Annotated in this window: 9 protein-coding genes; 6 read left to right on the top strand and 3 right to left on the bottom strand. The window is 35.5% G+C overall.

Annotated elements, in window-relative coordinates; translation table 11 throughout:
- Positions 1-86: 86 nt before the first annotated feature.
- Together nadA and nadB are read left to right on the top strand one after the other, a co-directional pair.
- The gene (nadA, locus tag ACFSQS_RS11370; protein ID WP_388018705.1) at positions 87-1,013 is read left to right on the top strand and encodes a quinolinate synthase NadA; all 927 of its coding nucleotides are present in this window, start codon (positions 87-89) and stop codon (positions 1,011-1,013) included.
- 5 nt (positions 1,014-1,018) lie between these two features.
- Entirely contained in the window at positions 1,019-2,590 is a 1,572-nt protein-coding gene (gene nadB / locus ACFSQS_RS11375) for an L-aspartate oxidase (protein ID WP_388018708.1), read from the top strand.
- A gap of 38 nt (positions 2,591-2,628) precedes the next feature.
- On the opposite strand, the gene ACFSQS_RS11380 is transcribed toward nadB, so the two are convergent.
- Positions 2,629-2,961, bottom strand: a complete 333-nt coding sequence (locus ACFSQS_RS11380) for a single-stranded DNA-binding protein (protein ID WP_388018711.1) — start codon at positions 2,959-2,961, stop codon at positions 2,629-2,631.
- Between the two features lie 518 nt (positions 2,962-3,479).
- On the bottom strand, positions 3,480-6,422 hold the full coding sequence (locus tag ACFSQS_RS11385) for a ligand-binding sensor domain-containing protein (protein WP_388018714.1): 2,943 nt from the start codon (positions 6,420-6,422) through the stop codon (positions 3,480-3,482).
- A gap of 297 nt (positions 6,423-6,719) precedes the next feature.
- Between ACFSQS_RS11385 and ACFSQS_RS11390 the strand changes: the two genes are divergently transcribed.
- The 4 genes from ACFSQS_RS11390 (at position 6,720) to ACFSQS_RS11405 (ending at position 13,019) form a co-directional block, all read left to right on the top strand.
- Positions 6,720-9,890 carry a SusC/RagA family TonB-linked outer membrane protein gene (locus tag ACFSQS_RS11390; protein WP_388018717.1) on the top strand — a complete coding sequence of 1,057 codons (3,171 nt, stop codon included), beginning with the start codon at positions 6,720-6,722 and terminating at the stop codon, positions 9,888-9,890.
- A 10-nt stretch (positions 9,891-9,900) separates the two neighbouring features.
- Entirely contained in the window at positions 9,901-11,847 is a 1,947-nt protein-coding gene (locus ACFSQS_RS11395) for a RagB/SusD family nutrient uptake outer membrane protein (RefSeq protein WP_388018720.1), read from the top strand.
- Positions 11,848-12,136: 289 nt separating this feature from the next.
- Complete coding sequence (locus tag ACFSQS_RS11400) at positions 12,137-12,676, top strand: GNAT family N-acetyltransferase (protein WP_388018723.1); 540 nt, start codon at positions 12,137-12,139, stop codon at positions 12,674-12,676.
- Positions 12,669-13,019: a hypothetical protein gene (locus ACFSQS_RS11405; protein ID WP_388018726.1), complete on the top strand. Its 351-nt coding sequence runs from the start codon at positions 12,669-12,671 to the stop codon at positions 13,017-13,019. The genes ACFSQS_RS11400 and ACFSQS_RS11405 overlap by 8 nt, the downstream gene beginning before the upstream one ends.
- Before the next feature lie 6 nt (positions 13,020-13,025).
- Here ACFSQS_RS11405 and ACFSQS_RS11410 read toward each other — a convergent pair whose 3' ends face one another.
- Positions 13,026-13,493: a CBS domain-containing protein gene (locus tag ACFSQS_RS11410; RefSeq protein WP_388018729.1), complete on the bottom strand. Its 468-nt coding sequence runs from the start codon at positions 13,491-13,493 to the stop codon at positions 13,026-13,028.
- Positions 13,494-13,558 lie beyond the last annotated feature (65 nt).

The raw sequence follows: 13,558 nt of genomic DNA on the forward strand, positions 1-13,558 counted from the left end.
TCCAAGCCTACCTTTTTTGGTTAGCCCTTGAGGAATAGTTTGTTTTAAAAAATTTTTATTTTCTAATTAAAAAAATAATAAAAGCCATGGATTTAGTAAAAGAAATAAATAGGCTAAAAAAAGAAAAAAACGCCGTAATTCTTGCTCATTATTATCAGGTGCCAGAAATACAGGATATTGCAGATTATGTAGGCGATAGTTTGGGGTTATCGCAGCAGGCAGCCAAAACAGATGCCGATATAATTGTGTTTGCAGGTGTACATTTTATGGCAGAAACAGCAAAAATTTTAAGTCCTGATAAAACCGTGGTTCTGCCCGATTTAAACGCTGGCTGTTCGTTGGCAGATGCTTGCCCGCCAGATGCTTTTAAAAAATTTACAGAAGCACATCCAGACCACGTGGTTATTACCTACGTTAATTGTTCAGCAGAAATTAAGGCATTAAGCGATATTGTTTGCACTTCGTCAAATGCACTAAAAATTGTAGAATCTGTTCCTAAGGATACTCCAATTATTTTTGCCCCCGATAAAAATTTAGGCGCTTACATAATTAAAGAAACCGGGCGCGATATGTTGCTTTGGGACGGCAGTTGCATTGTGCACGAAGCCTTTTCGATGGATAAACTTATCGAACTTCATAAAAAATACCCAGATTATAAAATTATTGCACACCCAGAATCTGAAGAGCATATTTTAAACACGGCAACATATATAGGATCTACTTCGGGTATGATTAATTATGTAAAGCAGCATCCAGACCAAAAGTTTATTGTAGCCACTGAGGCCGGTATTTTACATAAAATGAAGGAAGAAATGCCCAACACCGAATTAGTTCCTGCGCCAGCCAAAGAAGATAATACCTGCGCATGTAGCGAGTGCCATTTTATGAAAATGAATACCCTGCAAAAATTATACGATTGCTTGCTTAACGAATCGCCACAAATAGAAGTCGATAAAACGATTATTAATCGTGCTTTATTACCTATTGAGCGCATGTTGGAATTATCAAAATAACTAAAATGCATACAAACTATTTAGTGATTGGTTCTGGTGTTGCGGGTTTAACATTTTCGGTTAAAATCGCTGAAAAATTTCCCGATAGAACAGTAACTATAATTACTAAATCCAGCGAAGAAGAGTCTAATACAAAATATGCCCAAGGTGGTGTAGCGGTAGTGCTAAATTCTGAAAAAGATTCCTTCAATAAACATATTAAAGACACTTTAATAGCTGGCGATGGGCTTTGTAGCCCTTCTGTTGTAGAAATGGTGGTAAAAGAGGGGCCAAAACGTTTGGAAGAACTTATAAATTGGGGCGCCAATTTTGATTTTGATACGAGTGGCAATTTAGATTTAGGAAAAGAAGGCGGGCACTCAGAATCGCGTGTCGCACATCATAAAGACATAACAGGTTTCGAGATTGAACGTGCATTATTAACTAGAGCACATCAGCTACAAAACATTAGTATTTTTCCGCATCATTTTGCTATAGATTTAATTACAAATCATCATTTAAAAGAAGCAAAACCTATAAAAGATGCCTGCTACGGAGCTTATGTATTAGACCAAAAAACCGAATCTATTTTTACCATAAAAGCAGACCGAACGGTTTTAGCATCTGGTGGCATTGGTTGGGTTTATGGGCATACTACAAACCCGGTAATAGCAACTGGCGATGGTATTGCCATGGCATATAGAGCTAAAGCCAAAATATCTGATATGGAATTTGTACAGTTCCACCCAACGGCCATGTACAATGCAATGGGCAACCAATCTGCTTTTTTAATATCCGAGGCCGTTAGAGGCTTTGGTGCCTATTTGCGCAATAAAGCCGGAGAACGTTTTATGCCAAAATATAGCGAGCAGGCAGAATTGGCCTCCAGAGATATTGTTTCGCAAAGCATAGATAGCGAATTAAAAAAAACCGGTGATACGCACGTGTTTTTAGATTGCACGCATTTAGACATGGTGGCGTTTAAAAAACACTTTCCCAACATTTACCAAAAATGTAAAGCACATAATATTAATCTAGAAACCGATTGGATTCCCGTTGTGCCCGCATCTCATTATTTGTGCGGAGGTATTAACGTTGATAAACACGGAAAAACCTCTGTTGCTAATTTATTTGCCTGTGGCGAATGTACCAGAACTGGCTTGCATGGCGCTAACAGATTAGCCTCTAATTCGCTATTAGAAGCTTTGGTTTACGCACATAATATTTTTAAATATTTATGCGATGACAGCCTTAAAGCTATAGATTTGAAAATTCCCGAATGGAATGATGAAGGTACAATTACCCCAAAAGAGCACATTTTAATTCAGCATAACTTACATCAATTACAAGCATTAATGCGCAATTATGTTGGTATTGTTAGAAGTAACAACAGGCTAACAAAAGCCGTAAAGCACCTCGATTTAATATATAACGAGGTTGAAGATCTTTACAAAGAATCTAAAATTTGCACACCACTTTGCGAATTGCGAAACATGATAAATGTTGCGCATTTAATAATTAATCAATCTTTAGAAAGAAAAGAAAATAAAGGAGGTTATTTTAATGTAGATAACGTAAAAAAACAAACAAGATTCTAGAAAAGAATCTTGTTTGTTTTCTTGGGCAAAAAAAGGTTTTACTTTCCAAGCATAAGCAACTCACTGCAAACTACTTCGGTAATGTAGCGCTTTACTCCGTCTTTATCGTCATAAGTTCTCGATGTTAGCTTCCCTTCAACAGCAACCTCTTTGCCTTTAGTTACATATTTTTCAATTATTTCTGCCGTTTTGCCCCAGGCCACAATGTTGTGCCATTGGGTATCGGTAATTTTTTCACCTTTATTATTGGTGTAGCTTTCGTTGGTGGCCATATTAAATTTGGCCAGTGTTTTTCCAGATTCCAGATTTATGATTTCTGGATCGTTTCCTAAGTTGCCAATCAACTGTACTTTGTTTCTAAGTGTGCTCATAATTTTAAATTTTATCGTTAAACAGTTAATACTATCGAGTTCTTATGTTTCGACAATGCAAATATGCAACGGGATCCAAAAGTTATTCGGTTATTACTTGCTTAAATTCGTTTGTAAATGTTTGTAGTCGTTTGTAATCGATTAATGGTGTGGCTTAAGAACTATTATTCTAGATAAAGGCATCAAAAAAAATGTTTTAGCTATTTTTGTTAGGTGTTTAAATAGTTATATGTTTAGTATAATAAAAAGCTTTTGTTATAAAAATTTTAATAGTTGGTTCTTAAGCTACTTGTTTGTAAAATCCTTTTTATAATACTACTGTTAAGTTATTTCTCTTTAGCCAAAGAGGTATGGTTTAACGATAGCATTTCTGTTGCAACAAAAAGTAAAGATGTTGTTTATCTGTTTTTTTATCGAAAACAATTGTAAAATAACTTGCTTTAATTATTAGTTGAAAATTAAACCCTGTTGAGGTATTTGTTTTTTTAATGGCCAACTGATATAAAACACATTAAAGTTTATGTTGCCGCATGTGTTGTTAAGCGCTCAAAAAACTCCTTAAAAGTTTGGTTTTCTTCAATTTTTAATTTTTTTCTCAATCGGTGTCTGGCTACTTTTACAGAGCTTTCTGAGATGCCAAATAGTGTTGCAATATGTTGAGAAGAGAAGTTTAAGTGTATTAATGCGCATAGCTTAATATCTCTATCTGTAATTTTAGGGGACTCTTTTAGCAGGTTTTTTATAAACGATGGTTGTACTTGTTGAAATAAATTGTAAAAATCATCCCAATCTTTGTCTAGGTTCAGAGTGTTATCTATAAGTGTTACAATAGATTTTAAACTTTTACTGTCCTTGTTTTGTTTTGCAACTTTAGAGATGTCGTCTTTTATTTTATCAAGTAAATTGTTTTTATGAATTTCTCTTAAAGTACGGTTGGTAAGTTCGTTAGTTTTAAAATTAAGTTCGTTTTCAAGCTGTTTTTGTTTTAATTGCTGGTTTGCCTTTTCGGCGTTAAGCAAGTCGATATTGTTTTGATAGATTTTTCTGTTTTGTGCTTCTACTAATTTTGTTTTTTGATTTATTAGAATATTAAGGTTTTGCTTTTGTTTTTTTATAGTTGAGACCCGCCATTTTACAAACCCAAATATAATGGCAATAAAAGATAAAAGTAGTGATATTTTAACCCAGGTTTTTTCCCAAAAACTAGGCGAAGCATAAATATTTAAAGTAGCAATGTGTGTGCTTTCAAGGCCTTCTCTATTAAAAGCTTTTATTTTAAGCGAGTAGTCTCCTGGATTAAGGTTAGAAAAACTAAGTGTTTTATTGTTGCCAATATTTTGCCATGTTTCGTGCAACCCTTCCAGTTTGTATTTATAGCTAATGTTTTTTGGATCCCAATAATTGGAAGTGGTAAACCTTAGTGTAAACATAACATTGTCTGGGGGCAGTATTAGTTTGTAGTTTTCTAAATAATTTTTAAAGGGAGCTTCTTTAATTCCGTTTTTGTTGATAAGCGATATGTTTGTAAAAAAAACGTTATGATCTTTTGAATAGTTATTTGCTAAATCTTCAGCCTTAAAGTAAGTTATACCAAAGTTGCCTGCCATATATATGTATCCGTTGTGGCCAAGTTCGGCTTTGTTATTGTTAAAGGGCTCAATACCATCATAACTGTTAAAGTTTTGTACCATACCAGCAGGGGTGATTTTACTCAGCCCTAAATTGGTACTGCACCAGATGTTTTTTTCATCATCTAAAAATAGGCCTCTAATAAAAGTAGCTTTTAGCCCTTTTTCTTGACCAATTCTTTTAAAGTTGTCGCTATTTCTAAAATAACGGTTTAGTCCATAGCCATAGGTTCCTACAAGAATGGAGAGGTCGTCATCCTCGGCGATTGATAAGATACGGCTGCCACTTAAAGAAGTACTGTCTTCTTTTTTAGGTAAATAAGATTTAAACTTACCTTGCTTAAACACATTAAGCCCTTTAGCGGTACCTACCCACATATCGTCTTTTACATCTTTAAACATGCAGGTAATAACATTGCTGCTAAGGCCTATGTTAGAGCCAACGGTGTATGTGTTTATTATTTTTAAGTTGTTGTTATATACTGTAACCCCAGAATTGCTGCCTACCCAGATGTTGCCGTTTCCATCTTTTTCTATAGCGAATACAGCTTTTAGCCCAGACCAATTTTCAGCTTTTAAGAATGTGCCCGTCTTTGGTTCCAGAATATTCAATCCGCCATACAATGTGCCTATCCATATACGGTTCTGATTATCTTCATATAGCGACAAAATATTATTTCCGCTTAAACCGCTTTTATTATTTGGGTCGCTAATAAAAACCGTTACCTTGCCTGTTCTACGATTATATCGCCTTAAGCCATTTCTGCCCGCTGTAAGCCATAAGTCGCCATTTTTGGACTCTAAGATTCGAGAACCTTGTTTGTCTTTATTGCGAATACCTAATTTAGATGGCGGTATGTTATATAAACTAATGTTGTTTTTAAAATAGCTTAGGCCACCATGCACAGTGGCGGTCCAGATAATATTATCTTCTCCGGGGCTTATGTGTAAAATGGCATTATCTGAAATTGAAAATTTGTTATTGCTATCACTTTGAAAGTAGTAGAACTTGTTTTTTTTGTTTTTGTAAAGATTTAGCCCACCACCATCGGTACCAATCCATATATTATCATTTTTATCAGCATAGAGGCATATAACAAAATTATTGTTAATGCTTTCTGAAATATTGTCGTTATTGTTTAATTGCTTTTTGTATTGTTTTACCTCATTGGTATTAACATCAAAATTAAAGAGGCCATTTCCTTTAGTACCAATCCAAAGTTTACCATTGCTGTCCGCAGTAATGTCATTTATATAAGTATTGTGGTTGTATTTAGAAAAGGTAGTGTTTAAGAACTCTTTTTCGTTGAAAACGAATAAATCACCCTGGCTCGTGCCCATCCAGATAGTGCCCTTTGTGTCTTGAAATATGGAAGAGGGATGATTTGAATTAGAACCATTAGAAAAATTTAGCATTTGGTGCTTTACATTACCATCGTTTTCTTCAAAAGACAGGCTAAATACCGTTCCGTTTGCGTTACCACATAATAGTTTTCCGTTTTTTAGCTGAATGATAGTGTGAATATTAGAGTTTAAATGTGTATTTAAAACTGAATCTTCAGATTTCAATAATTCAAAAAGGTCTTTTTTAGCATCAAAGATAAATAGTCCCCTAGTTGTAGCGACTAAAATATTTCCTTTTTGGGTTTGCAACATGGTGTTGGTTCCAGCCTGTTTTTCTTGCAAGAATTTATAGCTCTTAATGTTTTGGCCATTATATCTATCTATACCCAGCCTTGTGGCAATCCAAACAAAGCCCTTTTTATCCTGAATTACGTGTTCTATTCTGCTGTCTGAAATACCATCTTCAAAGGTGATATTTTGAAATTGCAAGCTTACATTTTGCGCCCTGAATTTTAAAGGAATAAAAATAAAACTGAAAAAAAAATAAACGAATAGTGTTAGGCGCATTGTTAACTTAATGTTTTGTTAATTAATCTAAGTAAAAACACTTTAAATAACTGATTTGTAATTGATTTTTAATAATTATTGTAACTAAAATGTAACAATATGTAACCCAAATGTAACCTTTTTTTTTATGATATTATAGCAATCATATTTAATATTGTATAAGTTCTGTTATTACCAAAAAGAACTAACCAAAATAATTAACTAAACAAACATTAAACTATGAAGAAATTCAACTTTTTTATTGGTTTCTTTCTGCTATTAAGTACTATGAGCTTAGTAGCACAAGAAAAAGTAATTAGTGGTACTGTTACCGATCAAAACAATGCGCCTTTGCCAGGGGCAAACGTTATTGTTAAAGGAACAACTACAGGAGCACAAACAGATTTTGATGGTAATTACACCTTAACGGTAAAAACAGGTGATGTGCTTGTTTTTTCATATATAGGTATGAAAACCAAAGAGCATACCGTAACGGCTAGCGATACCAAAATAGTTGTGGTTCTTGTAGAAGATGCAGCTTTACTGGATGAAGTCGTGGTAGTAGGCTTTGGTACAAAGAAAAAAATTAACCTAACGGGCTCGGTATCAGTTGTTGATGGAGAGGCCTTGGAGAACAGGCCAGTAACAAACGTAGCCGCAGCTTTACAAGGAACCGTGGCAGGTATGAACTTCTCTGTTAATAATAGTGGTGGCGAACTTAATAACCCTGTAAGTTTTAACATTAGAGGTTCGGGTACCATAGGTTCTGGCTCTTCTGGTGCACCATTAATATTAATAGATGGCATGGAAGGAAACATGAATACCTTAAACCCGCAAGATATTGAAAGCATATCGGTGCTAAAGGATGCTGCTTCCTCTTCTATTTATGGTTCTAGAGCGCCTTTTGGTGTTATTCTTATTACTACTAAATCAGGAAAAGACGGTAAGATCACCATTAACTATAACAATAATTTCAGGTTAACCAGTCCGTTGTTACAACCAGAAATGTTAGATTCAGAATCATTTGCCAACTATTGGAATGAAGCGGCTGCAAATGCTGGTCAATCTCCAAAATTCTCTGATGAGGTATTGCAAAAAATAAGAGATTATCGATCAGGACTTTTACCTAATGAAACCGATTGGAATAGTTCCAATAACAATTGGAACATGTACCCTAATGGGTTTTCTGATAACAATTGGTTCGATATCTTTTACAAAGATGCAGCAGCTTCTCAAGAACATAACTTAAGCGTAAATGGGGGTACAGAAAAAGTAAATTATTATTTCTCTGCCAATTTTTTAGATCAGGAAGGACTGCTTAATTATGGTAACGACCAATACGATCGTTATTCTATAAATTCTAAAATTAGTTCTAAAATATCTGATAAAATCAACCTAACGTATTTAAGCAGATTAACAAGGGTAGATTACGAAAGATCATCTTACCAAAGCGGTTTGTTTTTTCATAACATTGCTAGAAGGTGGCCTACAATGCCATTTAAAGACCCTAACGGAAACTATGTGTATGGTAACGAAATTGCACATTTAGAAAACGGTAGAAATAAAGACCAAAACGACGAGTTTGTTCAGCAATTAAATGTGCAATTTACTCCTATAGAGAATTGGAACATATATGCTAATTTAAATTATAAAATAACTAACTCTTTTAACCATAACGAATTTTTACCAATCTATAGGTACGATGAAGATGGTGTTGCGCATCCTGCCGCATTACAACATGTATTATGGTCTCCGGGTGCTTCAAGAATTTATGAGAGTGCTTACAAGACCAACTATTTTAGTCCTAATGTTTACACAGACTATACGTTAACTATTAATGAAGACCACGAGTTTAAAGTAATGGCGGGTTACCAATCAGAATTAACAAAAACCCGTAACCTAGGCGTTAATAGAGACGATTTAATAACACCTAGCCTACCTACTATCAATACTGCAACAGGAGACACTAGAGGTTATGGGGCTTACCAGCATTGGGCCATCCAAGGTTATTTTGGACGATTTAATTACACTTATAAGGATAGATATTTATTAGAAGTTAATGGCAGGTATGATGGTTCTTCACGTTTTTTAGACGACAAAAGATGGCAGTTTTTCCCTTCTTTCTCGGCAGGTTGGAATATTTCTAACGAGAATTTCTACAAAGACAGTAAATTGTCGCAGCATGTTAACTTTTTAAAACTAAGAGGGTCTTACGGGGAATTAGGAAACCAAAATACCGATAATTGGTACCCATTTTACCCTAGTATGGGCATTGGTGTAAATAATGGCGGTTGGTTAGTAAACGGTTCTAGACCAAACACTGCGTATCCTCCAGGGCTTGTAAGTACCTTGTTAACCTGGGAAAGAGTTACCTCTTGGAATGTTGGTTTAGACCTGCGTGCCTTTAACAGCAGATTGGGCGTTGGTTTAGATATTTATAACAGAACAACCTTTGATATGGTTGGTCCCGCACCAGAACTACCAGGGGTTTTGGGTGCTAGCCCGCCAAGAATAAACAATACCGATATGGAATCAAAAGGTTTCGATTTGGAAATAAGCTGGAGAGATACATTTGACGAATTCTCTTATGGAGCTAAATTTATCTTATCTGACACCAGGCAATTTGTAACTTCTTATCCTAATGAAACTGGTAATTTAGGGCAATGGTACACTGGTAGAGAATTTGGTGAGATTTGGGGGTACACCACACAAGGCATTGCCAGATCTGATGCCGAAATGAACGATTGGTTGGCCATGCATAACCAAGACCGTATGGGGTCTAACTGGGCTGCCGGAGATATTATGTACCAAAACTTAGACGATGATCCTGCCATTAACAATGGATCTAATACACTAGACGACCATGGCGATTTATCGATAATTGGTAATAGTCAAGCCAGATACAGTTATAGTATAGATTTAGATGCCAACTATAAAGGTTTCGATTTTAGGGCGTTTTTCCAAGGTGTAGGTAAAAGAGATGTTGCTGTTGGAGGTCCTTATTTTTCTGGCGCCAATTCAAATATGTGGCAATCAGCTGGTTTTACGCAACACCTAGATTATTTTAGGCCAGCAGACACTACAAGTCCTTTTGGGCCAAATACAGACGCTTATTACCCAAGACCGCTTTTCGATTCTGGATGGAAAAATTTTGCTACCCAAACACGGTTTTTACAAAACGGTGCGTATTTAAGATTAAAGAATATTCAATTGGGCTACACCATACCAGCAAACGTAACAGAAAAAGTAAGGATTTCTAAAATGCGGATTTATTTATCTGGAGAAAACTTGGTAACCTTTACAAAAATGAGCGATATTTTTGATCCTGAAACTACTGGTGGTGCCTGGGGCAACGGTAAAATATATCCTTTATCTAAAGTCTATTCAGTTGGTCTTAGTTTAACTTTTTAAATATTAAAAAATGAAAAAATCATATAAACATATTTTTATTTTAAGTCTTATTTTGGTTGGTTTTACCGCCTGTAGTGAAGACTTCTTAGAGCGGGCTCCGCTGTCTAACGTAACACCAGAATTCTATTTAAAATCTGAAGCCGATTTAGCTGCATACGCCATTTCTAATTATTCTTTTCCTTCGCACGCCGGGTGGAATGCAGGAACCTTTGTAGCCGATAACGGTACAGACAACCAAGCAAGTACTAGCGCCAGTAACCTTTGGTCGCCTGGGCAGTATAGAGTGGGTACAAGTGGAGGTGCTTGGAGTTTTGATCGTATTCGTACTTTAAACTACTTTTTAGATGTCGTTATACCAAGACTTGAAGCTGGAGAAATTACGGGTAACGAAACTTATATTAAGCATTATATAGGCGAGATTTATTTTTTAAGAGCTTATGAGTATTTTAACAAGTTAAAAAGCGTAGGCGATTTTCCAATAATTACAACGCTATTGCCAGATGTAAAAGAAGAATTGATAATAGCATCGCAAAGACGCCCAAGAAATGAGGTAGCACGCTTTATTTTATCTGATTTGGATAAAGCTATAGATATGTTAACCAACATAGACCCAAACAAAAACAGGATAAACCCTATGGTGGCACAGCTTTTTAAATCTCGTGTTGCTTTGTACGAAGGCACTTGGTTAAATTACCATAAAGGAACAGCTCATGTACCTGGTGGTCCAGATTGGCCTGGAGCAAATAAAGACTATTTATCTGGTTTTAATATTAATATTGATAGTGAAATAGATTTCTTTTTAACAGAAGCCATGAATGCCGCAGAGGTTGTTGCTAGTAATGTTAATTTAACACCAAGTAACGGAAATACAGAAGGAAGAGATGTATTTAACAATCCGTATTACGCTATGTTTGGCGATCTAGACATGTCTAGTTATTCCGAGGTGCTGTTGTGGAGAGACTATGATGAAACATTGGTGTCCCACCATACCATGCACTACTTGAAGAATGGAGCTAATACAGGATATACCAAAGGTTATGTAGATAGTTATTTAATGAAAAACGGCTTGCCTATTTATGCAGGTGGCTCGGGTTACAATGGTGATGATTACATTGCTGATGTACTAGACGATAGAGACGACAGATTACGCCTATTTACCAAAGAACCTGGTGATGTAATTACTTATATTAATGGAGAAACCTTTGAGGAAGCACCTGGCTTGTTTGAAATTTCTGAAGTTAGAGCTGTAACCGGCTATTCTGTTAGAAAAGGGATATATCCTGATGCCAACATGTTAGATGGTGCAAACCCAACCGTTACTGGATCCATAGTGTTTAGAGCCTCTGAAGCTTACCTAAACTATATTGAAGCAGATTATGTGAAAAATGGTAGTCTTAACGGAAACTCTGCAAGTTACTGGGGCCAATTAAGAACAAGAGCAGGATTACCTGCAGATTACAACATTACCGTAGCAGCCACCGATTTATCTCAAGAAAACGATTGGGCTAAATATTCGCAAGGTAGCTTGGTAGATCCAACGCTTTATAATATTAGACGCGAGCGACGTTCAGAATTTATTGCAGAAGGCATGCGTTTGGATGATTTAAAAAGATGGAGAGCTTTAGACCAAGTGTCTAATTATGTAATTGAAGGTTTTAAAGTTTGGGGCCCTATGCAAACATGGTACGAGAATCCAGATGGCAGTTCGCAGTTAAGAGCAGAACCAGATGGAAGCCCTAATGTATCGCCAGAATCAAATAGCATGTATATCAGACCGTACCAAATTGTTCAAGCCAATAACAATTTTTATAACGGTTATAATTGGAATCCTGCACATTACTTGAGCCCCATTGCCTATAATCACTTTTTAATTACAAGTGAAGGTGGAGATGCGAATAATTCGGTTATCTACCAAAACCCAGGTTGGTTAATCGAAGCGGGAACAGCAGCACAATAATTAGTTTTTGTATTTAGTTTATTAAATCCCGTCATTTTTCAATAAAATGGCGGGTTTTTTTATGGATTAAAAAATAACCTATAAATTTAAGATTTAAACAGGTTTAAAAATAATTCGTAATATTGAGCGTAAATATCTTTTAATAGTTTTGAAAAGATAAATAAACAAATATTCAGAGAGTTGGAAATAAAAATAAATTAGATTAAAACTTAAAAGTTGTAATTTTATATTCTAGAAGTGTTTATTAACCCTAAGTAGATTTTGTGTTTTCACTACAATTTACCCCCACATGAAATTCCACATAGAAACCCAAAGGCTAATCCTAAGAGAGTTGCGAAACTCAGATTTAAACGGTATGTTCGAGCTAGACTCAAACCCAGAAGTGCACCGGTATTTAGGAAACAAACCCGTTAAAACCATTGAAGGCTCCCAAGCAATATTAAATAATGTTTTTAAACAATATAAAGAACGTGGCATTGGCAGGTTTGCAGCCATTGAAAAATCTTCAGGAAACTTTATAGGCTGGTCTGGAATACGATTAAACACCGAATATAATATGAATGGTTATACAACATATTACGATGTGGGCTACAGGCTTATACCAAAATATTGGGGGAAAGGCTATGCCACAGAATCTAGTAAAGCCACTGTAAAATATGCCTTTAATGTTTTAAAACTACCAGAATTATACGCAACTACCGAAATTGGTAACCAAGCCTCGCACAACGCACTCTTAAAAATAGGATTGCACTATGTTGAAGATTTTTATTTTGAGCAAGAGCAATTGCATATAAGATGGTACGAATTAAAAAACAACAGCTATGGATAAGAAATGTTTGGAATGTGGCGATAAAATTGTGGGCAGGATCGATAAAAAATTCTGTGGAGATGGCTGTAGAAATACTTACAACAACCGTATAAACAAAGACAGTAAAAACTTAATACGCAATACCAATAACAGGCTCAGAAAAAATTACAGGATTTTAGAAGCATTTAACCCCAAACAAAAAACAAAAACCTCGCGCGCCAAACTTATTGAAGCTGGTTTCGATTTTAATTACTTTACCAGTATTTACACCACTAAAGCAGGAGCGGTTTATTATTTTGTTTACAACCAAGGGTACTTACCGTTAGAGGGCAATTATTATGCCTTGGTAAAACGCGAGGGCTAAAACAAGCTATTTCCAGGTCTGTCCTTTTAACGCCATAGCTGCCTTAAGCACATCTTTTTGGCTAATCTGGCCAACCAACTTGCCGTTTTCTAATATAGGAAACCGCCGGTGTTTGGTTTTTAAAAACTCGTTTGCAGCATCAAAAATATTCATGTTGCCATCTATGGTATCTACGTTGGGCGTTATAAACTTTTCAATGGTTTTATCTTGCATAGGCATATTATAATAACGGCTTTCACTTATTTGCTTTATGCAATCACCTTCAGAAATAATACCTATCAATTCATTTTTCTCGTTAACCACGGGACCTCCAGAAATCCGGTTTTTAATTAAAGTTTGCATCACGCTTTCAATGGTTTGGTTAGGTGTAAAGGTAATCAAATCCCGTGTCATGTAATCGCTAACCTTAAGCGGTGTGCTGTCCTCAGTCTTTGTTTGCTGCCTTCTAGCGCCTCGAAAATTTTTAATAGCCATAGGTAAAATAATAATTAAGTAATCTTAAATATAGTTATTTTATTTTAATTTTCCTAATTGATATT

Source organism: Gelatiniphilus marinus (assembly GCF_042684345.1).
In the GTDB taxonomy this organism is placed as follows: domain Bacteria; phylum Bacteroidota; class Bacteroidia; order Flavobacteriales; family Flavobacteriaceae; genus Gelatiniphilus; species Gelatiniphilus marinus.